The sequence below is a fragment of the Pseudarthrobacter sp. O4 genome (assembly GCF_050157025.1).
GTDB lineage: Bacteria > Actinomycetota > Actinomycetes > Actinomycetales > Micrococcaceae > Arthrobacter.
On the sequence record NZ_CP189591.1, the window covers coordinates 3,935,625 to 3,958,177 of the forward strand.

The 22,553-nt window shown below is 67.3% G+C and carries 23 protein-coding genes and 1 pseudogene; 16 read left to right on the forward strand and 8 right to left on the reverse strand.

Translation table 11 applies throughout. The annotated features are described in order from the left end of the window. Positions 1 to 188: 188 nt before the first annotated feature. Together ACQCSU_RS18195 and ACQCSU_RS18200 are read right to left on the reverse strand one after the other, a co-directional pair. Positions 189 to 863, reverse strand: a complete 675-nt coding sequence (locus tag ACQCSU_RS18195; RefSeq protein WP_426976640.1) for a response regulator — start codon at positions 861 to 863, stop codon at positions 189 to 191. Continuing rightward, the gene (locus ACQCSU_RS18200) at positions 856 to 2,595 is read right to left on the reverse strand and encodes an ATP-binding protein (protein ID WP_426976641.1); all 1,740 of its coding nucleotides are present in this window, start codon (positions 2,593 to 2,595) and stop codon (positions 856 to 858) included. Before ACQCSU_RS18200 ends, ACQCSU_RS18195 begins: the two co-directional genes overlap by 8 nt. A gap of 159 nt (positions 2,596 to 2,754) precedes the next feature. Between ACQCSU_RS18200 and ACQCSU_RS18205 the strand changes: the two genes are divergently transcribed. From ACQCSU_RS18205 to gatB, 4 genes are all read left to right on the forward strand, one after another. Continuing rightward, a complete protein-coding gene (locus ACQCSU_RS18205) occupies positions 2,755 to 4,191 on the forward strand; it encodes a CitMHS family transporter (RefSeq protein WP_426976642.1) in 1,437 nt (478 codons plus the stop codon). 346 nt (positions 4,192 to 4,537) lie between these two features. Beyond that, a complete protein-coding gene (gene gatC / locus ACQCSU_RS18210; RefSeq protein WP_426976643.1) occupies positions 4,538 to 4,834 on the forward strand; it encodes an Asp-tRNA(Asn)/Glu-tRNA(Gln) amidotransferase subunit GatC in 297 nt (98 codons plus the stop codon). A 4-nt stretch (positions 4,835 to 4,838) separates the two neighbouring features. Further along, the gene (gatA, locus tag ACQCSU_RS18215; protein WP_426976644.1) at positions 4,839 to 6,434 is read left to right on the forward strand and encodes an Asp-tRNA(Asn)/Glu-tRNA(Gln) amidotransferase subunit GatA; all 1,596 of its coding nucleotides are present in this window, start codon (positions 4,839 to 4,841) and stop codon (positions 6,432 to 6,434) included. Continuing rightward, the gene (gene gatB, locus ACQCSU_RS18220; protein ID WP_426976645.1) at positions 6,431 to 7,936 is read left to right on the forward strand and encodes an Asp-tRNA(Asn)/Glu-tRNA(Gln) amidotransferase subunit GatB; all 1,506 of its coding nucleotides are present in this window, start codon (positions 6,431 to 6,433) and stop codon (positions 7,934 to 7,936) included. Before gatA ends, gatB begins: the two co-directional genes overlap by 4 nt. Positions 7,937 to 8,029: 93 nt before the next feature. Here the strand turns inward: gatB and ACQCSU_RS18225 are convergent, their stop codons facing one another. Continuing rightward, positions 8,030 to 8,938 (reverse strand): LysR family transcriptional regulator, encoded by a 909-nt coding sequence (locus tag ACQCSU_RS18225; RefSeq protein WP_426976646.1) that lies wholly within the window; start codon positions 8,936 to 8,938, stop codon positions 8,030 to 8,032. Between the two features lie 165 nt (positions 8,939 to 9,103). Here ACQCSU_RS18225 and tdh point away from each other — a divergent pair, with 165 nt between their 5' ends. From tdh to ACQCSU_RS18260, 7 genes are all read left to right on the forward strand, one after another. Then, positions 9,104 to 10,150: an L-threonine 3-dehydrogenase gene (gene tdh / locus ACQCSU_RS18230; protein ID WP_426976647.1), complete on the forward strand. Its 1,047-nt coding sequence runs from the start codon at positions 9,104 to 9,106 to the stop codon at positions 10,148 to 10,150. A gap of 71 nt (positions 10,151 to 10,221) precedes the next feature. Beyond that, positions 10,222 to 11,439, forward strand: coding sequence for a glycine C-acetyltransferase (locus tag ACQCSU_RS18235; RefSeq protein ID WP_426976648.1), 1,218 nt, complete (start codon positions 10,222 to 10,224; stop codon positions 11,437 to 11,439). A 2-nt stretch (positions 11,440 to 11,441) separates the two neighbouring features. Next, positions 11,442 to 12,551, forward strand: coding sequence for an NAD(P)/FAD-dependent oxidoreductase (locus ACQCSU_RS18240; protein ID WP_426976649.1), 1,110 nt, complete (start codon positions 11,442 to 11,444; stop codon positions 12,549 to 12,551). Positions 12,552 to 12,562: 11 nt separating this feature from the next. Beyond that, on the forward strand, positions 12,563 to 13,804 hold the full coding sequence (locus ACQCSU_RS18245; protein ID WP_426976650.1) for an imidazolonepropionase: 1,242 nt from the start codon (positions 12,563 to 12,565) through the stop codon (positions 13,802 to 13,804). A 67-nt stretch (positions 13,805 to 13,871) separates the two neighbouring features. Further along, complete coding sequence (locus ACQCSU_RS18250; protein ID WP_426976651.1) at positions 13,872 to 15,269, forward strand: phenylacetate--CoA ligase family protein; 1,398 nt, start codon at positions 13,872 to 13,874, stop codon at positions 15,267 to 15,269. Between the two features lie 148 nt (positions 15,270 to 15,417). Next, complete coding sequence (locus tag ACQCSU_RS18255) at positions 15,418 to 16,050, forward strand: cytochrome P450 (RefSeq protein ID WP_426976652.1); 633 nt, start codon at positions 15,418 to 15,420, stop codon at positions 16,048 to 16,050. Between the two features lie 297 nt (positions 16,051 to 16,347). Next, the gene (locus ACQCSU_RS18260) at positions 16,348 to 16,587 is read left to right on the forward strand and encodes a hypothetical protein (RefSeq protein ID WP_426976653.1); all 240 of its coding nucleotides are present in this window, start codon (positions 16,348 to 16,350) and stop codon (positions 16,585 to 16,587) included. Positions 16,588 to 16,829: 242 nt separating this feature from the next. Here ACQCSU_RS18260 and ACQCSU_RS18265 read toward each other — a convergent pair whose 3' ends face one another. The 3 genes from ACQCSU_RS18265 to ACQCSU_RS18275 all read right to left on the reverse strand — a co-directional run bounded on the left by ACQCSU_RS18265 (position 16,830) and on the right by ACQCSU_RS18275 (position 18,080). After that, positions 16,830 to 17,078, reverse strand: coding sequence for a helix-turn-helix domain-containing protein (locus ACQCSU_RS18265; RefSeq protein ID WP_426976654.1), 249 nt, complete (start codon positions 17,076 to 17,078; stop codon positions 16,830 to 16,832). A gap of 260 nt (positions 17,079 to 17,338) precedes the next feature. Continuing rightward, complete coding sequence (locus tag ACQCSU_RS18270; RefSeq protein ID WP_426976655.1) at positions 17,339 to 17,482, reverse strand: hypothetical protein; 144 nt, start codon at positions 17,480 to 17,482, stop codon at positions 17,339 to 17,341. 118 nt (positions 17,483 to 17,600) lie between these two features. Continuing rightward, positions 17,601 to 18,080 carry an HAD-IC family P-type ATPase gene (locus ACQCSU_RS18275; RefSeq protein ID WP_426976656.1) on the reverse strand — a complete coding sequence of 160 codons (480 nt, stop codon included), beginning with the start codon at positions 18,078 to 18,080 and terminating at the stop codon, positions 17,601 to 17,603. Positions 18,081 to 18,391: 311 nt separating this feature from the next. Between ACQCSU_RS18275 and ACQCSU_RS18280 the strand changes: the two are divergent. The 4 genes and pseudogenes from ACQCSU_RS18280 to ACQCSU_RS18295 form a co-directional block, all read left to right on the forward strand. Further along, a pseudogene (locus ACQCSU_RS18280) lies at positions 18,392 to 18,562 on the forward strand (Tn3 family transposase); the annotation flags it as partial. Positions 18,563 to 18,791: 229 nt separating this feature from the next. Then, positions 18,792 to 19,364, forward strand: a complete 573-nt coding sequence (locus tag ACQCSU_RS18285) for an IS110 family transposase (protein WP_426976657.1) — start codon at positions 18,792 to 18,794, stop codon at positions 19,362 to 19,364. Positions 19,365 to 19,475: 111 nt separating this feature from the next. Then, positions 19,476 to 19,652: a transposase gene (locus ACQCSU_RS18290; RefSeq protein WP_426979843.1), complete on the forward strand. Its 177-nt coding sequence runs from the start codon at positions 19,476 to 19,478 to the stop codon at positions 19,650 to 19,652. After that, positions 19,600 to 19,992, forward strand: coding sequence for a transposase (locus ACQCSU_RS18295; RefSeq protein WP_426979844.1), 393 nt, complete (start codon positions 19,600 to 19,602; stop codon positions 19,990 to 19,992). The genes ACQCSU_RS18290 and ACQCSU_RS18295 overlap by 53 nt, the downstream gene beginning before the upstream one ends. Before the next feature lie 55 nt (positions 19,993 to 20,047). Here ACQCSU_RS18295 and ACQCSU_RS18300 read toward each other — a convergent pair whose 3' ends face one another. Both ACQCSU_RS18300 and ACQCSU_RS18305 read right to left on the reverse strand, forming a co-directional pair. Continuing rightward, complete coding sequence (locus ACQCSU_RS18300; protein WP_426976658.1) at positions 20,048 to 20,677, reverse strand: cysteine hydrolase family protein; 630 nt, start codon at positions 20,675 to 20,677, stop codon at positions 20,048 to 20,050. 52 nt (positions 20,678 to 20,729) lie between these two features. Beyond that, positions 20,730 to 21,824, reverse strand: coding sequence for an LLM class flavin-dependent oxidoreductase (locus ACQCSU_RS18305; protein WP_426976659.1), 1,095 nt, complete (start codon positions 21,822 to 21,824; stop codon positions 20,730 to 20,732). Positions 21,825 to 21,904: 80 nt separating this feature from the next. Between ACQCSU_RS18305 and ACQCSU_RS18310 the strand changes: the two genes are divergently transcribed. Then, positions 21,905 to 22,501, forward strand: a complete 597-nt coding sequence (locus tag ACQCSU_RS18310) for a CGNR zinc finger domain-containing protein (protein ID WP_426976660.1) — start codon at positions 21,905 to 21,907, stop codon at positions 22,499 to 22,501. Positions 22,502 to 22,553 lie beyond the last annotated feature (52 nt).

Consider the following 22,553-nt stretch of genomic DNA (forward strand, 5'->3'; position numbering starts at 1 on the left):
CGTGCCCCCGGACAGGACATGCCCCGCGCCGGGCCCGGCCGATGGACATATTCCGGATATGCCCGGTCCCCGGGTCGAAGAATGGGCATGTCCCCCCGGGGACGTGGCCCGACGCCCCAGCGGAGCCACTGCACGTGCCCGGGCGCGAAGACTGGGCCTCAACCCCCGACAATTAGCGAAAATGACCACTAACCTCCGCCGGCTGCAGGCGGCAGGCCGTAGCGGTGTTCCGGACGGCCGGTGGTGCCGTAGCGCAGCTGGATGTCGACGGCGCCGTCGTCCGCGAGCGCGGACAGGTATCGCTGGGCGGTGGCCCGGGAGACGCCCACGCGCGCGGCGACGTCGGCCGCCGAGTACTGCTCGCCGGGCACCAGGGATTCGAGCACCGCTGCCTCGGTGGCGGACCGAGGCCGGGCCGAGGCGGTGACGTCCCCCGGGATCAGGGCGCGCTTGGCCCGCTCCACGGTGTCCTGACTGACGTTGCCGGGCTGGGCGAGGATCCGCCGGTAGCGCGCGTAGGAGCGGAGCTGCTGGGAGAGGGATTCGGCCGTGAAGGGCTTGAGCAGGTAGCCCAGGGCGCCGCGACGGAAGGCGAGCCGGAGCGAGGCCGTGTCCGAGGCCGCGCTGAGGATCATGGTGTCCACGTCCAGCTGGCGCAGCAGATCCAGCCCCGAGGCATCCGGCAGGTAGACGTCCAGCAGCACCAGGTCCGGGCGCAGGCTGTGGATCGCCTGCAGCGCCTGCGACGCCGAACCCGCCGGCGGCAGGGCCAGGAATCCGGCCGCCGAATCCACATAGGCCGCGTGCAGCTTGGCCACGTGGAAGTCATCATCGACAATCAGCACCCTGAAATCTTCAGACATCGTTGTCCCTCCGTAGTGAACCGGTCTGGTCGCCGCCGGAGGTAGTCCCGGGCAGCGTCGCGACGAACACGGCTCCCGGGCCGCCGGGGGAGCCCGGATCCAGCACCCGCACGTCCCCGCCGCGGCGCCGCGCGAGCTGCCGGGACAACGCCAGCCCCAGCCCCTGCCCGGCGCCTGCCCGGGCCGTCGGCTCCGACGTCGTGAATCCTTCCGCGAACACCGCCTCGGTGTCCGTAGCGGCATCGGGTCCGAGAGCGATTCCGTCGCCGGAATCGCCGACGACGATATGCAGGGTTCCCCGTCCGGTGGCGCCGCCGCCCTCCCCGGGTTCGTCCAGCACCTCCACCTCGACCCAGCGCTCCGGTGCGGAGCCGGCGACGGCGGCATTCACGGCGTTGTCGATCAGGTTCCCCAGGACCGTGGTGACCTCCTGCGGCTCCGTGACATGGCCGCGGACCAGGGTTTCCGGGCCGAGCCGCAGGCTCACGCCACGCTCGTCAGCTTCCACGCCCTTGGCACCCAGGAACGCCTGCAGATAGGGGTCCTGGAGCAGCTCGGCCTGGTCCACCGGGAATTTCAGCGGCCCGGTGGCCGCCAGACGCGCCAGGTAGTCACGCGCCTGCTGGTGCTGGCCGATGCTCATGAAACCGGCGATGGTGTGCAGCTGGTTGGCGAACTCGTGGCGCTGGGCGCGCAGGGCGGCGGACATGGTGCCGACGGCGTCGAGCTGGCGGGTCAGCTGCTGCAGCTCGGTCCGGTCACGCAGCATGACCACCCAGCCGAGGTCCTCCCGGCCGTGCAGGGCCTTGCGGGCGCTCGCCACGAGGACCCGGCCGCCGGCAACCAGTTCCACCGCGTCGCCTTCGGTGGCGTCGGCCCGGGTCAGGGCCTTGAGCTGGCCGGGGACTGCTGCCGCGGCCCAGGGGGTACCGGCCAGATCGGGCTCGCCGAGCAGCCGCTGGGCCGCGGCATTGAAGACACTGATCCGGCCGTCCGCGGACACGCCGATCACGCCGTCGTCCACGCCCTGCAGCACGGCGACCTGGTCGTGCACCAGGGTGCTGATCTCCTCCGGTTCGAGACCCAGCGTGAGCCGCTGCAGCCGCCGCCGCAGCAGGAAGGACGCGAGCACTCCGGCGAGCAGGGCGCCCGCGGCCGTCAGGGCGATGGGGACGATGTCCCGGGCCAGGCTCTGCCCGATGGTCTCGGTGGAGTAGCCGACGCTCACCTCGCCCACCACGGCGGCGGAGCCCGGCGCGTACACCGGGACCTTGGCGCCGGCGGACGGGCCCAGGGTTCCGGTGTTGCGGGTGGTGACCTCCTTGCCGGCCAGCGCCTCGGAGGGGTCCGTGCTGACCCGTTCGCCCAGCCTCTCGGCGTCGGGGTGGGCCAGCCGCAGGCCCGTCTCGTCGGTGATGACGACGAACAGCGCTCCGGTGCGGGCCCGCGCGCCCTCGGCGGCGGCCATCAGCGGGCCGGCCAGGAGCTCGGCGGCCGGGGGAGTGCCGGAGAGGGCGCTGATCGAGGTGACTTCCGCCCGAACCGAGGGGTCCGAGGCCACGGTCCGGGCCAGGGTGAGCGCCTGGCTCTCGGCCTCCCGGCCCAGCCGGTCGTAGGTCAGCCAGGCATGGACGGCGCTGGTGAGGAGCACCACGAGCGCCACCACCCCGAGCTGCAGCAGCAGCGTCTGGGTGGAAAAGCGCAGGGGAATCCGGCCTTTGAGCGTCTTCATGGCGGCCCTCCTGTGAGTGTGAGCAAAATGAGCAAAATGCTTCCAATAAGCAGTATGCCAATCAATTGAGCCAAAGACCCAGCCGTGATGCGCGCCACCCTAACGTCTGTAGTGCGCATCACACCGGAGTGGTGCCATTCAATGAAGAAGGAGCCGGCCGTGCTGGTATTACTTGGATTCGCCATGATCGCGGTATTCATGGTGCTGATCATGACGAAGAAGCTGACGCCAGTGCTGGCGCTCATCATCGTCCCCACAATCTTCGGACTTTTCGCCGGCGCCGGTCTCGGGATCGGCGCCATGGTGCTGGAATCCATGAAGTCCATGACGTCCACCGCCGCGCTGCTGATGTTCGCCATCATCTACTTCGGCCTGATGATCGACGTCGGACTCTTTGATCCGCTGGTGCGCTTCATCCTGCGCAAGCTGGGCAACGACCCGGCCAAGGTGGTCCTCGGCACCGCGATCCTCGCTGCGGCGGTCTCCCTCGACGGGGACGGCTCCACCACGTTCATCCTCACGACGGCGGCCATGCTGCCGGTTTACCTGCGGCTCAAGATGAGCCCCGTGGTCCTGACCTGCGTGGCGGGCCTGGCCAACGGCACCATGAACATCCTGCCCTGGGGCGGCCCCACGGCCCGCGCCGCCTCCGCCCTGAAGATCAGCGTCTCCGAGGTCTTCGTCCCGATGATCCCCTCGCTGATCGCCGGCCTCGTGGTCGTATTCGCCTTCGCCTGGCTGCTGGGCCTGCAGGAACGCAACCGCCTCCGCGCCGTGGCTCCGGAAATCTGGGCCGAGGGTGTCGAGTTCGACGGCGGTGCAGGCACCGGTGGTACCGGCCGCAAGGGCGCCCGCCGCAACAGCGGAGCCCCTGCCGGAGGGTCGTCCGTTGCAGTCCTGGAACGCACCGAGGACCTCGTCGACGAGCGCGATTCGGCCATGGCGGACACCGCCCTGGACCCCAACCGCGCCACCCTGCGCCCCAAGCTCCAGTGGTTCAACCTGGGCCTCACCGTCGCCATCATGGTCCTGCTGGTCGCGGACCTCGTGCCTTTGCCCTTCGTCTTCATGGTGGGCTCCGCGATCGCGCTGCTGGTCAACTTCCCCAAGCTCAAGGACCAGAGCGCCCAGCTCGTCGCCCACGCCCCGTCGATCGTCGCCGTGGTCAGCATGGTCATGGCCGCCGCGGTCCTGACGGGCGTCCTGAAAGGCACGGGCATGGTGGAGGCCATGTCCACCTGGCTGGTGCAGATCATCCCGTCCGACATGGGACCGTTCATGGCCGTCATCACCGGCGTGCTGAGCATCCCGATGACGTTCTTCATGAGCAACGACGCCTTCTACTTCGGTGTCCTGCCGGTGCTCAGCGAAACCGCCGGCCACTACGGCATCAGCGCGGCGGACATGGCCCGCGCCTCCATCACCGGCCAGCCCTTCCACCTGCAGAGCCCCCTGGTCCCGGCCATCCTGCTCCTCGTCTCCCTCGCCAAGGTGGACCTGGGCGACCACCACAAGAAAGTCCTCTGGCGCACAGCGGTCATCTCCCTGGTGATGCTCGCAGTAGGAGTCCTCACCGGAGCCATAGGAATCGGCTAAAAGCCAAGGAACACCACAAGAAATAACAACGAGACTGTCGAGTCGGAGATTTTCCGGACTCGACAGTCTCGTCTTGTCTGTTTCCGCATTCCCAAAGGCGAGAGGAGCACATCGGTGGCAGGACGGGCATCCGGAAGCGTGCGTCTAAGCGAGGGCCCACGCCGTCAGGGTTCCCTGCCCGAGCTTGCGAGGGGAGGGGGACAGTGGGGAGGACGAGCGAGCACGCGGAGGATCGTCCGGCCTGGCACCGGAAAGGTGACCGCCGGCGCCGCCAACGAGTGCGGAACGGCAGCCAAGGGGCACGTAGACTGGGACGGAAAATAATCCGAACTTGCAGGGGAGATCCATGGCTGCGATCAACCGCGACGACGTCGCGCATCTCGCGCAACTCGCGCACATCGAGATGAGTGCTGAAGAGCTGGACAGGATGGCCGGCGAACTCGCCGTCATCGTCGATTCAGTGAAGTCCGTCAGTGAAGCCGCCGGTGATGACGTCCCGGCCACGTCCCACCCGATTCCGCTGACGAATGTGTTCCGCGAAGACGTCGTGGGCCACACCTTCACGGCCGAGCAGGCACTGTCCGGCGCCCCCGACGCGTACGAAGGCCGCTTCAAGGTCCCCGCAATCCTGGATGAGGACTAAGAACATGACTGAAACCAACTCCGAGCTGATCCGCTCCTCCGCCGCGCAGCTCGCCGACAAGCTCGCCGCCCGCGAGGTCTCCGCCGTCGAGGTCACCCAGGCGCACCTGGACCGCATCGCCGCCGTCGACGGCAAGGTCCACGCCTTCCTGCACGTCAACACTGATGAGGCGCTCGCCGTCGCCGCCGAGGTGGACGCCATCCGCGCCGCCGGCGGCGCCGCCGCCGGGGAGCTGCACGCGCTCGCCGGTGTGCCGATCGCGGTCAAGGACCTCATCGTCACGGTCGGCCAGCCCACCACTGCCGGCTCGAAAATCCTCGAGGGCTGGCACAGCCCCTACGACGCCACCGTGGTCAAGCGCCTGCGCGCCGCCAGGATGCCGATCCTGGGCAAGACCAACCTGGACGAATTCGCGATGGGCTCCTCCACCGAGCACTCCGCCTTCGGCCCCACCCACAACCCCTGGGACCTGGACCGCATCCCCGGCGGCTCCGGAGGCGGCTCCGCTGCCGCCGTCGCGGCCTTCGAAGCCCCGCTGGCCCTCGGCACGGACACCGGCGGTTCCATCCGCCAGCCCGGCGCCGTCACCGGCACTGTCGGCGTCAAGCCCACCTACGGCGGCGTCTCACGCTACGGAGCGATCGCCATGGCCTCCTCACTGGACCAGATCGGCCCGGTCTCCCGCACCGTGCTGGACTCCGCCCTGCTGCACCAGGTCATCGGCGGGCACGATCCGCACGATTCCACCTCGCTGCAGGATCCGCTGGAGGACCTCGTCGCGGCCGCCCGGACCGGCAACGTGGACGGCATGAAGATCGGCATCATCAAGGAGCTCCACGGCGAGGGCTACCAGGCCGGCGTCGAGAACCGCTTCAATGAGTCCCTTGAGCTGCTCAAGGCCGCCGGCGCCGAGATCGTCGAGGTCTCCTGCCCCAACTTCAAGTACGCCCTGGGCGCCTACTACCTGATCATGCCCTCCGAGGCCTCCTCCAACCTGGCCAAGTTCGACGGCGTCCGGTACGGCCTGCGGGTCCTCCCCGAAGACGGACCGATGACGATTGAACGCGTCATGGGAGCCACCCGCGCCGCCGGCTTCGGCGACGAGGTCAAGCGCCGCATCATCCTGGGCACCTACGCCCTGAGCGCCGGCTACTACGACGCCTACTACGGCTCGGCCCAGAAGGTGCGCACCCTGATCCAGCGCGACTTCGAGGCCGCGTTCGCCAAGGCCGACGTGCTGATCTCCCCGACGGCCCCCACCACGGCCTTCAAGCTCGGCGAGAAGCTCAACGACCCGCTGGCGATGTACCTCAACGACGTCGCCACCATCCCCGCCAACATGGCAGGCGTCCCGGGGCTCTCCCTGCCCGGCGGCCTGGCCGATGAGGACGGGCTGCCGGTCGGCGTCCAGCTGCTGGCCCCGGCCCGCCAGGATGCCCGGCTGTACCGCGTCGGCGCGGTGCTCGAAGCCCTGCTCGAGGCCCAGTGGGGCGGGCCGCTGCTGGACAAGGCTCCTTCACTGACGGCCCCGTCCCTGACTGATTCTGCACCGGCGGTTGCTGCTGGCGCCCCCGCGAGCCACGGAGGTTCACACTCATGACTGACGCAACCCTCAGCTTCGAAGAGGCCATGGAGAAGTACGATCCCGTCCTGGGGTTCGAGGTCCACGTGGAGCTCAACACGAAGACCAAGATGTTCTCCTCCGCGCCGAATGTCTTTGGCGACGAGCCCAACACCAACGTCAACGAGGTGGACCTCGGCATGCCCGGCGTGCTGCCCGTGGTGAACCGGACCGCGATCGAGTCCTCGATCAAGATCGGCCTGGCGCTCAACTGCACGATCGCCGAAACCTGCCGCTTCGCCCGGAAGAACTACTTCTACCCGGACACCCCGAAGAACTTCCAGACCTCCCAGTACGACGAACCCATCGCCTACGACGGCCACCTGGACATCGAGCTGTCCGACGGGACCATCTTCCGCGTCGAAATCGAACGCGCCCACATGGAGGAGGACGCCGGCAAGCTGACCCACATGGGCGGCGCCACCGGCCGCATCCAGGGCGCGGACTACTCCCTCGTGGACTACAACCGCTCCGGTGTGCCGCTTGTCGAGATCGTCACCAAGCCGATCGAGGGCGCCGGCAGCCGCGCCCCCGAACTCGCCAAGGCCTACGTGGCCGCCGTCCGCGAAATCGTCAAGAACCTCGGGGTCTCGGACGCCAAGATGGAACGCGGCAACGTCCGCTGCGACGCCAACGTCTCGCTGCGCCCGCACGGCCGCGAACGCTTCGGCATCCGCTCGGAGACGAAGAACGTCAACTCGCTGCGCGCCGTCGAACACGCCGTCCGCTACGAGATCCAGCGGCACGCCGCCGTGCTGGATTCCGGCGAGCCGGTCATCCAGGAGACCCGGCACTGGCACGAGGACACGCGGACCACGACGTCCGGCCGGGCCAAGTCCGACGCCGACGACTACCGCTACTTCCCGGAACCTGACCTGGTGCCGATCACCGCGTCCCGCGAATGGGTCGAGGAACTGCGCGCCACACTGCCCGAGCCGCCGGCCGCCCGCCGCAAGCGCCTGCAGGCCGACTGGGGCTACTCGGACCTGGAGTTCCGCGACGTCGTCAACGCCGGCGTCATGGACGAGATCGAGGAAACCATCGCCGCCGGCGCCACCGCCACGGTGGCGCGCAAATGGTGGATGGGCGAGATCGTCGGACGCGCCAAGAACGCCGACGTCGAACCCGGCCAGCTCGGCGTCGCACCGGCCACCATCGTGGAACTGAACCGGATGGTAGAGGACGGCAAGATCAACAACAAGATGGCCACCGAGGTCCTCGACGGCGTGCTCGCCGGCGAAGGCACCCCGGCGGACATCGTGGAGAAGCGCGGCCTCGCCGTGGTCTCCGACGACGGCCCCCTCCTGGAAGCCATCGACGCGGCCCTCGCCGCGCAGCCCGACGTCGCGGACAAGATCCGCGCCGGCAAGTTGCAGGCGATCGGCGCGATCGTCGGCGGCGTCATGAAGGCCACCCGCGGCCAGGCCGACGCCGGCCGCGTCAAGGAGCTGATCCTGAAGCGCCTCGGCGTCGAAGGCTGAGGCAACGGACTTAACCCAACTGGGTCGCAGTTGTTGTCGTTTTGAACCCTCAGAACGACAACAACTGCCACCTACTTGGGTTCAGGGGTGCGTTCAGGCGTTGACGAGCCCGGTCATGATGGTCTGCAGTGCTTCGCAGACCATCATGACCGATCTGCGCTTCAGGTTTTCCGGCCGGGCCAGGATGTCGATCCGGCGCCGGGTGCTGATGCCCGCCAGCGGGCGCAGCACGATCTCCGGGTTCAGCACAGGCCGCGCGGTATGCCGCGGCAGCAGGCCGATCACGCTGCCCGTCGCCACGAGCGCGGCCACCGTGGAGTAGTCGTTGATCCGGTGGACGATGTTCAGTTCCCCGCTGGAGACGGCGGCGACGGCGGACAGCACGTCCGCGGGGGAGTAGCCGGCGTGGCTGGTCACCCACGGCTCGCCGACGACGTCGTCCGCCGTCACCGCCCGCTGGCCGGCCAGCCGGTGTCCGGCAGGCAGCGCGACATCGAGCGGCTCGTGCGCGAGCGGGATCACCGCGACGCGCTCCTCCGGCCAGCGCGGGCTGTGGTCCATCCGGTGCGCGAGGACCAGGTCATAGCGGGCGGTCAGGGCGGGGAAGTCCTGCTGGGCCACATCCTCGTCGGAGAGCAGGATCCGCGGCTGGTCCGGGGCGGCCAGCAGCCGCGCGAGCGGAGCGAACAGCGCCTGGCCGGCACTGTGGAAACCGCTGAGGGTCACGGGAGCGACGGGCGAACCGTGGTAGGTGCCGATCGCCGTCCGTGCGTCCGCCATGGCGCTGACGACGGCGGCCCCGGCATCCGCAAGCACCTGCCCGGCCTCGGTCAGGACCAGGTTGCGGCCTTCCTTCCGGGTCAGCGGAACCTCCACGGTCTTCTGCAGGGCGGCCAGCTGCTGCGAGACTGCCGAGGGCGTCACGAGCAAGGTTTCGGCGACGGCCTTGACGCTGCCGAGGGCCCCCAGTTCCCGGAGCATCTCAAGCTGGTGGATTTCCATGCCTGCCAGTCTATGCGGAAGAAAAAGCTAAATCGTCGATTGAGATAAATCGGGTTGTGCTAATGCTTTGTGCCCGGTGTAATGGGGTGAGTTGTCCCACACCTTCTTGTCCCGCACAGCGGGGCAACCCACCCCGCAGAGTAAACAGCACAGTTAGGAAGGCCCATGAAGGCTCTCTACAAGTCCGGCTCGCACGCAGGATTCGAGCTGGTGGACCGCCCGGAGCCGGAAGCCGGCGCGGGTGATGTCAAGATCCGCGTCATGACCACCGGCATCTGCGGCACGGACCTGCACATCCAGTCCTGGGACGCCTGGGCCCAGGGCATCATCAACGCGCCGCTGATCGCCGGCCACGAGTTCTACGGCGAGGTGGTGGAGATCGGCGAGGACGTCCTGGACGTCAAGGTGGGGGACCGCGTCTCCGGCGAGGGCCACATTGTCTGCGGCATCTGCCGCAACTGCCGCGCCGGCCGCAAGCAGATGTGCATCAACACCGTCAGTGTCGGCGTCCAGCGCGACGGCGCCTTTGCCGAGTACGTCGTGATTCCGGAGACCAACGTCTGGGTCCACCAGGACCCCTCCGTGACCCCGGAACTCGGCGCAATTTTTGACCCGTTCGGCAACGCCGTCCACACCGCACTCAGCTTCCCGCTGGTCGGCGAGGACGTGCTGATCACCGGCGCCGGACCCATCGGCCTGATGGCCATCGCCGTCGCCCGCCACGCCGGGGCGCGGAAGATCGCCATCACCGACGTCTCCGCGCCGCGGCTGGAACTCGCCCGGTCCCTCGGCGTCGACCTCGCGATCGACGTCTCCAGGATGCGCGTCAAGGACGCGCAGCGCGAACTCGGCATGCGCGAGGGGTTCGACATCGGCCTGGAAATGTCCGGACACCCCACGGCCCTGCCTGAGATGATCGACAACATGAACCACGGCGGCCGGATCGCGATGCTGGGACTGCCCAGCCAGTCCATCGACATCGACTGGGGCAAGGTGGTCACGCATATGCTGACCCTGAAGGGCATCTACGGCCGCGAGATGTTCGAGACCTGGTACGCCATGAGCGCCATGCTGTCCTCCAACCCGGTACTGCACGCCAACATCTCCGCCGTCGTCACGGACACGCTGCCCGCCGCGGACTGGGAAAAGGGCTTCGAGATCGCCCGCGCCGGCGTGGGCGGCAAAGTGGTCCTGGACTGGACCGGCTTCTAGGCTTTTCGCACCCGGCCCCCACCCGCCGCCGACATCCGGCACCTGACATAACCAGCTGAGGAGCACAACCCATGTATTCAGCCATCAAGGACCAGTTGCAGCGCGAGCTCGACGAGATCCGCAGCGCCGGCCTGTTCAAGACCGAACGGCACATTGACTCGCCCCAGGCCAACCGCATCAAGGCCGGGCAGATCGGCGAGTCCGGCGCGGACGTGCTGAACTTCTGCGCCAACAACTACCTGGGCCTGGCGGACCACCCGGAGATCATCGCCGCCGCCAAGGCCGCGATGGACCAGCGCGGCTTCGGCATGGCCAGCGTGCGCTTCATCTGCGGCACCCAGGACCTGCACCTGGCCCTGGAGGAGCGCGTCTCGACGTTCCTCGGCACCGAGGACACCATCCTGTTCTCCAGCTGCTTCGACGCCAACGGCGGCGTGTTCGAGTCCCTCTTCGGCCCGGAAGACGCCGTCATCTCCGACGCCCTGAACCACGCCTCCATCATCGACGGCATCCGGCTCTGCAAGGCCCAGCGCTTCCGCTACGCCAACCAGGACATGGCGGACCTCGAATCGAAACTGATCGAGGCCACCACGCAGGAGAACCCTGCCCGCCGCAAGATCATCGTCACGGACGGCGTCTTCTCCATGGACGGCTTCCTCGCGCCGCTCGAAGCGATCTGCGACCTCGCCGAAAAGTACGACGCCATGGTCATGGTGGACGATTCCCACGCGGTGGGCTTCATGGGCTCCACCGGCGCCGGAACGCCGGAACATGCCGGCGTCTCGGACCGGGTGGATATCTACACCGGAACCTTCGGCAAGGCCCTCGGCGGCGCGTCCGGCGGCTATGTCTCCGGCCGCGGCGAGGTGGTCGCGATGCTCCGCCAGAAGGCCCGCCCGTACCTGTTCTCCAACTCGCTGGCCCCGGCCATTGTCGCGGCCACGCTCACGGCCCTGGACCTCGTGGAGAACTCCGGCGAACTGCGCAGCAAGCTCTTCGCCAATGCGGAGCTGTTCCGGAACCGCATGAGCGAAGAGGGCTTCGAGCTGCTCCCGGGCGAACACGCGATCGTCCCGGTCATGTTCGGCGACGCCGTGATGGCCGCCAAGATCGCGGACCAGATGCTGCACCACGGCGTCTTCGTGACGGCATTCAGCTACCCCGTCGTGCCCAAGGGCGCCGCCCGGATCCGGGTGCAGCTCTCCGCCGCGCACAGCGCCGAAGACGTCGAGGCCTGCGTGCAGGCGTTCGTCCGGAGCCGGGCGGCGGTAGCTTCTGCAAAGATGTAACCATGTCAGCTCATTACGATGTCGTGATTGTCGGCGGCGGTATCGCCGGCCTGTCCCTTGCCTCCACCCTCGCCGGACAATGCAGCGTCGCCCTGGTCGAGGCCGAGCAGACCCTGGCATACCACACGTCCGCGCGCTCGGCCCGGCAGCTGATTCCCAGCTACGGCCCGCCCGTGGTCCAGGAGCTCACCCTCCGCACCCTGGAACTGATCGCCGCGCGCGACGCCGAACGGCCGGAGCCGGTGCTCTCGCCCCGCAGTTTCATGCTGATCGGGGACGACGCCACCGTCGGTGCGGCAGCAAGCGGCCACATGCGCCGGATCACCCACGCCGAGGCCATGGAGCTGTGCCCGGTCCTGGTCCCCGAATCCTTCAGCGCCGCAGGCCTGGATACCGGATCCTTCGCTTGCAACGCCCCCGTGCTGCTCGAGGACCACCGGCAGCGTGCCGAGGCCGGAGGCGTGGACATCATCACCGGCGCCAGGGTCCATTCCGCCCAGCGCCTCGGCACCGGCTGGGAACTCGGCGCCGGGCAGGAAGGCTTCCAGGCCGCCGTCGTGGTCAACGCCGCCGGTGCCTGGGCGGACGAACTCGCCGTCCTCAGCGGTGTCGAGAAAGTCCAGCTGCAGCCGTACCGGCGCACCGCGGCGATCGTCGACGTCGAACATCCCCTTCCGGACGGCACCCCCATGGTGGCCGCTGCCGACAAGTCGTTCTATTTCAGGCGAGACGGCGAGCAGGTGCTGATCTCGCCCTCGGAGTCCGTTCCGAGCGGCCCCGAGGACGCCCAGCCGATTCCGGGCGACGTCGAGGCCCTGATCACCCGGCTCAACAGCATCACCACCCTGGGCATCCGCGGCGTCCGCAAGGCCTGGACCGGGCTCCGCACCGAGGCAGCCGACGGCGTCCCGGTGGTGGGATTCGACGCCGAGGCCACCGGATTCTTCTGGCTCGCAGGCCAGGGCGGTTACGGGTTCCAGACCTCCTCCGGCATCGCGGAACTGGCCGCCGGGCTGATCCTGGCCGGACAAGGCACCGGAGCCGGGGCCGCTAGTCCGGCATCCCGGACAGTGGAGGCGCTGGCGGCTACGCGCTGGTCCATCCGGCGCTGAAGAATGGACTCATGAGCACCCTCATCACCAACATCGCCGAACTGATGACCCAGGACGCGGATCACCGGGTCCTGAAGAACGCGGCAGTGGTGATCGAGGGGGAGCGGATAGCCTGGCTCGGCGCCGCTGCCGATGCGCCGGCCGCGGACGGGGCTGTCGATGCCGGCGGCCGTGCCCTGCTCCCAGGCTGGGTGGATTCGCACACCCACCTGATCTTCGCCGGGGACCGGACCGCCGAGTTCGAGGCCAGGATGGCGGGGGAGAGCTACAGTGCCGGGGGCATTGCCGTCACCACCGGCGCTACCCGCAGCACAAGCGACTTCGACCTGACCCGGCTGGCGATGGGCCGGGTGGCCGAGGCCGTCTCGCAGGGCACCACGTACCTGGAGACCAAGACCGGCTACGGCCTGGACGTGGAGAATGAGGCCCGCAGCGCCCGGATCGCCTCGACGGTGGCGGACGAGGTGACCTACCTCGGCGCGCACCTCGTGCCCGACGGCCTGGATCCCGAGGAGTACACGGACCTCGTCTGCGGACCCATGCTTGCGGCGGTCCGCCCCTACGTCCGCTGGGCGGATGTCTTCTGTGAACGCGGTGCCTTCACCGAGGACCAGTCCCGCCGCGTGCTCAAGGCCTGCAAGGAGGCCGGCCTGGGGCTGCGCGTCCATGGCAATCAGCTGGGCGTTGGCCCCGGCGTGCAGCTCGCCGTCGAATTCGGCGCGGCCAGTGTGGACCACGTAAACTTTCTTTCCGCCTCCGACGTCGATTCCCTCGCCTCGAGCTGGACCGGCTGGGACGCGGCGGACGGTGTTGGCAGTGTTGGCGGTGTTGGCGGTGTTGGCGGCAAGCGGGGAACGGTGGCCACCTGCCTGCCGGCCTGCGACCTCTCCACCCGGCAGCCGCTGGCTCCGGGCCGGGAGCTGCTCGACGCCGGGGCGCAGCTGGCGCTGGCCTCCAACTGCAACCCGGGCACCTCGTACACGAGCTCCATGGCGTTCTGCGTCACCACCGCGGTGCTGCAGATGCGGCTCAGCGTCCACGAGGCCGTGCGTGCGGCGACCTACGGCGGCGCTTTGGCTCTCGGCCGGGAGTCCGGGAACGACGCCGACGGCGAGCGCGCCGTCGGTTCGATCGCCGTCGGACACCGCGCGGATCTGCACCTGCTCAACGCTCCTTCCGCAACCCATCTGGCTTACCGGCCGGGCATCCCGCTCACCCACGCCGTGTGGCGGGCGGGCGTCCGCGCCCGCTGACTGCGCCGTTCAACCGCGCAGTTCGACTCCGCAGTCGACTCCGCCCCTTGAAATCCAGGAGGACCGCATGGCTTGGCAGGAGAGCCAGCTGCGCGTCATGGTGGATCTGCTGCGTGCCCAGCGCGAGGGTGTGCCCGGACTTGCCCGGCGCCAGGAGCAGCGGCTCGCCGCCCTCGTGGCCCAGGCCCGGACCAGCTCGCCGTTCTACCGCGAGCTCTACCGCGGGCAGCCGGCCGGCACCGTCCTGCTGGGGGACCTGCCGCCGGTGACGAAGCCTCAGCTCATGGAGCGCTTCGACCACTGGGTCAGTGACCCCGGCGTCACGCGGGCGGGCGTCGAGGCGTTCGTCGCCGATCCCGACTTGATCGGCAGCCGCTACCGCGGGAAGTACTTCGTCTGCACGAGCTCCGGGACCACGGGACATCCCGGGCTGTTCGTGCACGACGCCGGCGCTGTCGCCGTGTACCGGGCCCACGGCGTCCGGATCGCCCGTGCGTCGGTCACCACGGGGACCGTCGGCCGGTTGCTCGCCCTGCTTCAGAAGAAATTCCGCGCAGCCGTGGTGGTGGGCACCGGCGGTCACTTCGCCGGTGTGGCCTGGATCGAGTCCGAGCGGCGCCGCAGCCGGGGGCGCCGGCACGCGAACCGCGTGTTTTCGGTGCAGCAGCCGCTCGCCCGGCTGGTCGCCGGACTCAACGACTTCGATCCGGCAATCCTCGTCGGCTACCCGAGCGCGCTCGAGCTCCTGGCTGAGGAACAGGCGGCCGGGCGGCTCCACGTCAGGCCCGCGGTTGTGGGGCACAGCGGCGAAGCCACCGGCGAGGACACCCGGGCGCACCTTGCCGCGGCGCTGGGCGGCGCGGTCCACAACGTGTACGCCGCCTCGGAGTTCACCCCCATTGCCTTGGACTGTGCCCGCGGCTGGCTGCACGTGAACAGCGACTGGGTCATCCTGGAACCGGTCGACGCCGGCTACCGGCCCACGCCGCCGGGAGAACCGTCCCACACTGTGCTCCTGACCAACCTCGCCAACCGGGTGCAGCCGTTGATCCGCTACGACCTCGGCGATTCCGTACTGGCCAGGGCTGATCCATGCGAATGCGGCAGCCCCCTGCCCGCCATCCGGGTCAGCGGCCGGCGCGACGACGTGTTGCGACTCGACTCGGCGGAGGGGCGCCCGGTGAGCATCCTTCCGCTCGCCATCACCGCCGCCGTCGAGGACACGCCCGGAGTGCGCCGCTCCCAGCTCCTCCAGAGCGGGCCGGCGGCGATCCGGCTGCGCCTTGACACCGAGCCCGGGGTCGATGCGGGCGCGGTGTGGCGCACGGTCGAGGCGGCACTGGCCAGCTACCTGGCCGGGCAGGGCCTGTCCAACGTACGCATCGTCCGCGCTGCGGAACCCCCGGAACAGAGCGCTCGGAGCGGGAAGTTCCGCCAGGTCATCGCGCGGCCCCGGCCCAACTAGCGGTCATCCGGGAGGCTTCTCCGCGACGTCACCGGATTCATAGTGCCCGGGATCAGACGGGAGTATCGTGGATCCAAGCCGGACAGTGCCGTCCGGCCAGGCAGCAATTAGCGGTCCAGCGCCGCTTGGCAATCGCCTAGGAGTGGTCATGACTTCGCCCACCATCCCCATACCCCAGCCTCCGCCGAAGCCGGTGGTCGGCAACCTGCCCGATATCGACTCCAGCAAGGGCGTCCTGGGAATAGTTGAGGTGGCCGAGCGGTACGGCCCCATCGTCCGTATCCAGTTCTTCAACCGCAGCGTCGTCGCCGTCTCCTCTCAGCAGCTCGTCAACGAAGTATGCGACGAATCCCGTTTCGGCAAGGTGCTGGGCAATGCCCTGCGGGAGGTGCGGGATTTCATCGGCGACGGCCTGTTCACCGCAGAGACACAGGAACCCAACTGGCAAAAGGCGCACCGGATCCTGATGCCGGCGTTCGGGCCTGCTGCGCTGAAACGGATGTTTAGCGGTATGGACGACATCGCCGAGCAGCTGCTCCTCAAGTGGGAGAGGCTCGGCCCCACCGTCCGGATCGACGTTCCGGACAACACCACCCGGCTGACGCTGGACACCATCGCCCTGTGCTCGTTCAGCTACCGTTTCAACAGCCTCTACCGGGAGGAGCTGCATCCCTTCGTCGGGGCCATGGTCCGTGCCCTGGTCATCGGTCACGCAGGCTCCCGGTCCAGAACAAGATCATGCTGCGCAGACGGCACCCCCAACGGACCACGACTCGTCTGAGCCGTCGCCCTCGACGCCCCCGGGCACTCATGCACTGGCACGACCAGATCGGAGCGACCCTAGCCCACACCCCGGGTGAGCCGCGCACCGCGGCATTCGGAGAGCGGCTGCGCCTCACACCGGTCAACACCCCGCGTCCACGCAAGCCGTGAGATACAACTGCGGTTTCCAGGTTCATTTTGCCCTTGTTTTCACATAAATACAGGAGTGGGCTAGACATGGGCGCGCTGCGGCCCGTTGTGTGACCATGTGGCGGAGCCTATCCAATAGTGACGGAACAACCGCTAGGAGAAAGTCATGTCCACACCACCGAGTGAGCAAAAAGAAATGAAGCCGTATGTCTTCCACGTGATGCCAATTGAAGGCGAGGACGAAAAGAAGTGGGACCTGCACAGGTTTCGGACAGCCAAACATGAGCACTTCCACACCGTGCAGCAGGCAGTAACGGCCGCACACGAGGAAGCCGGAACGCACTCGGCCCACATTGTCATCCACGCCCTCGACGGGCATGCCTACCGGGAGTATGACCTGCACTGAAACGAAAAACACCTCAGGGTATTGCCCACGACAAGTCAACGACGAAGGCGCTTCCTTCACAGTCATTTCAACGAAGGAAGCGCCTCGCTTGGCGGTGACGGAGGGATAGGAAACGTTTTAGCCCCGCAGGCCAGGAGCTCAAAGCGTGATCCATCCACTTAATAGGGGTGGCTTGTGAAGTAGTGGAAAATCCGACGTGAGTGTTCTGTCCGGCGTCGCTGTGGGGACCAGCTCACGGAACGTTAAAAAATACCACGGCAGCGGGTGTGGGCTCGGATCCAGCGGTAGAGGGTGGGCACGGAAATACCAAGGCCGCGGGCGACGTCACGGGGTGGGGTCCCATCAGCGAGGAGTTTCTTCGCCGAGGTGATTTTGCTGTCGGTCATGATTCGTTTGCGTCCGTGAGTGCCTGCGCGGGTGCGATCATGAAGGCCCGGGCGAAGATCAGGAACGCGGCTGTGGTCAGGGGCGCCCAACAGCAGGCGCGGCATCCCAGTGGAAGACGCTTCCCTCGCTGTGGTGGGCCGGGGGCCGCTGACCGCGGGCGGGCTGGTTATCGTGGGGCCGAAAGCGCATGGCGCCTCCAAAAGTAGGTGTCGAATCAACGTGGGCGGGAAGCTGGCCGGTGCGGTGCAAGGGATGGCGATGTCCCGGCCCGTTCCTGTTGTGTTCCGGTCCCCGCCCGGCCGGCTCAGGGGGGCGGTGTGACGATCTGTTCCAGGTCGGTGTCGCCGCTGGTCCCGTCGAGGCGTCAGGTTTCTTCTCCGTTGCACAAGACGATGACCGTGGGGATGCTCATGACGTTGTAGCGGGCGGTGAGCCGGGGCTGGGTGCCGACGTCGACGCGGTACTCATCGAAGGCAGCAGGGAGGTTTCGGTGAAGTGTTCGAGGCATGGCTCGAGCGCCCCGCAGGGGGCGCAGGATTCCTGCCAGAAGTCGAGCAGGTCCAGGCCCGGACGGAAAAGAGCGTGGACCAGTCCGGTTTCGTCGATCAGCGGGAAGGTGTTGTTCCTTATTCGTTCCCGGTCCTGCCCCGGGCTTTGACGCTGCGGATCGCGTCGACGAGCAGGGCGGGGCGGGTGCCGATGGAGTTGAGGAAGATCGCCGTGACGGAGGCGGCCATGGCTGCCATCGCCCAGACCGGGTAGACCAGCCCGGTGGCGGCCAGCGGGACGCCGATGCCGTTGAAGACAAAGGCCAGGGCCACGTTCGTGCGGGTCCGCCGGTAGGCGCGGTCGCTGATGTCGCGGGCTTCCATGTCTGCTGTCACATCCTCGCGCAGGAGCACGATGTCCGCGGACTCCACGGCAATGTCGGTGCCGCCCCCCGCGGCGATGCCGACGTCGGCCTGCATCAGGGCCGGTGCGTCGTTGATGCCGTCACCGACCATGGCGACCCTGGTGCCGTCGGCCTGCAGCTCGCGGATGATCGCGGCTTTGCCTTCCGGCCGTATCCCGGCCCGAACCCGGGTAATCCCGGTTTGTTCCGCCACCCGGCGGGCAGGCGTACCCTGAGCACACCGGAGTGCGCCACCGGGGAACCGGGCTAGCGGGCAGGCGGCGGTGCTCCGGACAGGGATGTTCAAGGCCTGAGGGGGCGGTTAGCGAGGGGTGTCAGGGCGCACCGACCGACCGGTAGAACATTGGTGCTCAATGAGGAGTGGCTGGCAGTGGAGGACGTGACGGCGGAGGTGTCAAAGGTGTTCCACGACCCGGACGGGGCGTTGCCCTTCACATTCCCTCTTCGGCAGCTCGGATGACGGCACGGTGGTTGCAGTCTCCCGGGTCTGGGCAGCGCCGTGGAGCCATTATTCTCTGGAAGACGGTCTACCTTGACCGCACCATAACCACCCTGAACAGCAACGGCGACACCACGAACCCGGACATCCTGCGGTTCCTCTCACGCCTGGGATGGGAACACATCAACCTCACCGGCGACTACACCTGGCCACGCACCAACCATATCAAACGGTAATACTGGAAATGCCCTTGAGCCGGCGTGACTCAGCAAAAAACTGACGTGCCTGGCGGCACTGTCTTTCCGACGATCTGTCCGCCGGCTCAAGGTCCGTTAAAAGGGGTGTCGAGCCAGGCGGACATGACCTCATAGGAGCCTGATACGACCAGTCCCATTACCGTTTTGTCTGCCCACCTGGCCCGCGCCCACTCATCAGCCATTGATCCGACTGGGGGCAATTTCCATTTTGGCAACCGAAACAATCAAAGTCATCGCCGGTATCGACACCCACGCCGACACACACCATGTGGCCGTCATCAACGCACACGGCAAACCCCTGGCAGACAGGGAATTCCTCGCCGTGGGATCCGGGTACCGGAAGATCGTGGAGTTCATCACCAGCTACGGCACAGTAGCGGCCGTAGGGGTCGAAGGAACAGGCTCCTACGGGGCGGCAATCGCCAAGACCCTTCGCGGGGAAGGTCTGACCGTGTTGGAGGTGAACCGCCCGAACCGGGCCGCGCGCCGACTGAAAGGCAAGTCCGATCCTCTGGACGCCTACCAAGCTGCCCAATCGGTACTCGACGGCCGGACCACGTCAATTCCGAAAGCCAAAGACGGTCCCGTTGAATGCCTTCGAATCCTGCGTGCCGGCCGGACATCGGCAGTGAAGGCCCGCACTGCAGCCATCAACCAGATCAAGGGCCTTCTCGTTTCAGCCCCGGACAAGCTACGGGCAAAATACAGAGGGCTCGGAACCTCAGCGCTGATCAACGCCCTACAGCGCACCCGACCTTCAGGCCACACAGCTGACCCCTAGTACGTATGCCTGCTGACATTGAAAGCCCTTGCCAACCGCTGCCACTCACTTGGGGCAGAAATCGCCACCTCTGACGCTGCGCTCGAGGAAATCCTCGACAGCTACGCGCCGATGCTCTGTGACCTTCCAGGTGTCGGAACGGAAGTCGCCAGCCAGCTCCTGGTCACCGTCGGAGACAACCCGGACCGCATAGAAAATGAGGCCCAGTTCGCTGCCCTCGTCGGGGGTCGCACCCATACCCGCGTCCTCGGGAAAAACAACCCGTCACCGGCTCAGCAGAGGCGGTGACCGCAACGCCAACCACGCCCTCTATCAGGTCGTCCTGGTCCGTATGGCCTCATGCCAGCGGACCAAAGACTACGTGGCCAAACGCACCGCCGAGGGCAAGAGCAAACGGGAAATCATGCGCTGTCTCAAACGATATGCAGCCCGGGAAATCTACCGCCAGATCACCAACCCCCAAGCAGCCCCAGACAACACACCGATCTGCGCCAAATGCGTACCACGCTGGGTTGCACCATCGCGACCGCAGCCAGCGAACTTGGCCAATGGCCCTCCAAAATTTCCCTTTTGGAACGGGGTCTGCTCCGAAACGACAACCTCGCGGGGGCCTATCGCCAATGGCTGACCGAGCAACAGCGGGTCGACTAGCGCATCACCTGTCGGGGGCGTACCTGGGTTTTCTACCGGGTGCTGCGGCCTTGTGCGGCGGAGGTGATGAGGTCGCTCTTGGTCAGCGGCGCGCCCGTACGCAGTGCTGTGGTCCAGGTCGCCGTGTCGGTAACGGCAGCCCAGTTCGAGTGCAGCAGCGCCATGAGGGTCTCGTGGACTTGGCGTGCTGCCGCGGTGCCAGCGTCATTGGAGAGGTCGATTGCTCCGGTCGCGTCTGAAAGGACTTCGACGGCGAAGCCAAGGGGCTCGGCGGCCGCGGCGGAGGCAATCACGCAGTTGTTCGTCATGTAGCCAACGAGCGTGATCGTGTCGATGCCCTGTTCCCGCAGCCAGGCTTCGAGTTCGGTGTCGGCGAAGATGCTGGAGAACTGCTTGCTGATGCGCTTGGCTGCGCCGTTCTCGTGGGCGGCTACTTCGGGGTGGTTCTGCCAGGTCGCCGATCCGGATGCGAACACCGGGGCTTCTGCCGGGAGTTCGTGCTGGACAAGCACGACAGGCGTTCCGGTCTGCTGGGCGGTGTCGATTGCGGTCTGGATGCGGGCGATGGATTCATCCCGGGCCGGGTATTGAATCGGGAGCAGTCCATCGAAGTATTCCTGTTGCGCGTCGATGACGATCAGGGCTCGGTGCGGTGCGGTCATGGGGTTCTCCTTCAAGGGGTGGTTGTGAACGTGTGCAATGTGGGTTTGGGTGCTACTGCGCGGCGGCCGAACGCGGTGCCTCCATGTAGGGCAGTGCGTAGTGATCGGCGATCAGGATGATCCCGCGCTGGTCGAGGGTTGCCGAGTGGCCGCCGACAACGAGCATCACCTCGTCGGCGCCGGTGCGCTTATGCAGGGCTTCGAGACGGTCGGCGACAGTAGCGGCGGTGCCGTGGAAGCTGCGGTTTGTGTAGGCGCCGAGGATCTGCCGTTCCTGCGTAGTGGCTTGGTAGGCCTCGACCTCGTCCGGAGGCAGGAGCAGGTAGCCCTCGTTTTTGAACATGCGCAGCATGGCCATCGCCGACGTCGCCGCCTGCCGTTTCGCCTCGGCCGGGTCATCGCTGATCGCCACGGGCACGCTGACAAGGGTATGGGGCTCGGCGAGCACAGCTGAGGGCTGGAAGCTTTCTTTATAAAGACGCATGGCCGTGTCGATGTCCGCGTCACCGAACTGCAACGCGAACGCATATGGTCGGCCCAGCTGCCCGGCCAGCTGCGCGGAGTACGGCGAGGAGCCCAGCACCCACATCTCCGGGGCGGTCGAGGGTGCAGGCACCCGGTTCTCCCTTGCCTGCCATGGGCCGGGCACCGCGTGGACGTGCCGGTACGGGTGTCCGGGAGGAAACTCGTCACCCAAGAACCCGAGCAACTCGAGCACCTGCTGTGGGAATCCGTCGTTGGCATCCGCGCCTCGACGCAGCGCGGAAGCGGTCGCCCCATCGGTGCCAGGGGCGCGGCCCAGCCCGAGATCGATCCGGCCCCGGGCGAGAGCCTCCAGCATCCCGAACTGCTCGGCGATCAGCAACGGGGAGTGGTTGGGCAGCATTACCCCTCCGGCGCCAAGGCGGATGCGCGTCGTCTCAGCGATGAGGCGGGCGACCATCAACTGTGGTGAAGACACCGAGGTCGCTCCCATCGCATGATGCTCCGACATCCAGAACCGGTGATAACCCCGCTGGTCCGCCGTCCGCGCCAGCGAGATAGTGCCCGCGAGCCCCTCCTCAGCGGTCATCCCCACTCCGGTGCCGCCCGCGGAGAGCACAGACAGCGTGAACGGGGCCGTGCCGGATGGTCGACCGAACTTCATACAAACTCCTCATGGAAAAATCTTCGTTTTGGCGTGATTGAAGCGTAGCAGGTGCCTCACGCTTAAATGAACCTGATACCATGAGAACCATGTCGGACCCACTGCTAACTGCCGTACCAGGTGCCGAGGAGCATCCCTGCCTCGCGCTGGTCAACAGCGCAAGCGAACTGGCCGGAGGCAAACGCTACGACGAACTGGGCACTCCTGAGGGCGCGGCGGCTTGGCTGATGGCGCACGATCTCATCGCATCGGAGACTGTGTTGCACGAGCACTGCCAGGGCAGACTCGCTGCGCTGCGTGCAGATCTGCGCGATCTCTTCACTGCGCACACCACTGGAGACGTCCCCACGACAGCGGCTGTGCATGCTGTTAATCGTGCGCTGACCCGCGCCCCCGGCGCGCTGCTGTTACGGTTCGACCCAGCGGCGGGGTTCACCCGTCGCGCCGACCATCCCGTGACGCAGGTCGTCGAGCACGTCATGGCAGTCATCGCCGATGATGCCGCCTCGCTGCTAAGCGGCGACCAAGCATCACTGCTGGCGTCCTGCGAAGCGGACTCGTGCCAGCGGTTCTTCCTCCGCACCCATGCACGACGGCAATGGTGCTCAACCCGTTGCGGCGACCGAGTCCGCGCCGCACGCGCCTACTCACGCAAACGCGCGATACACAGCGCATGAATCATGTGCTGCCGAAGCCAACAATCGGCCCGGTGGAACAAGCACACCCAGC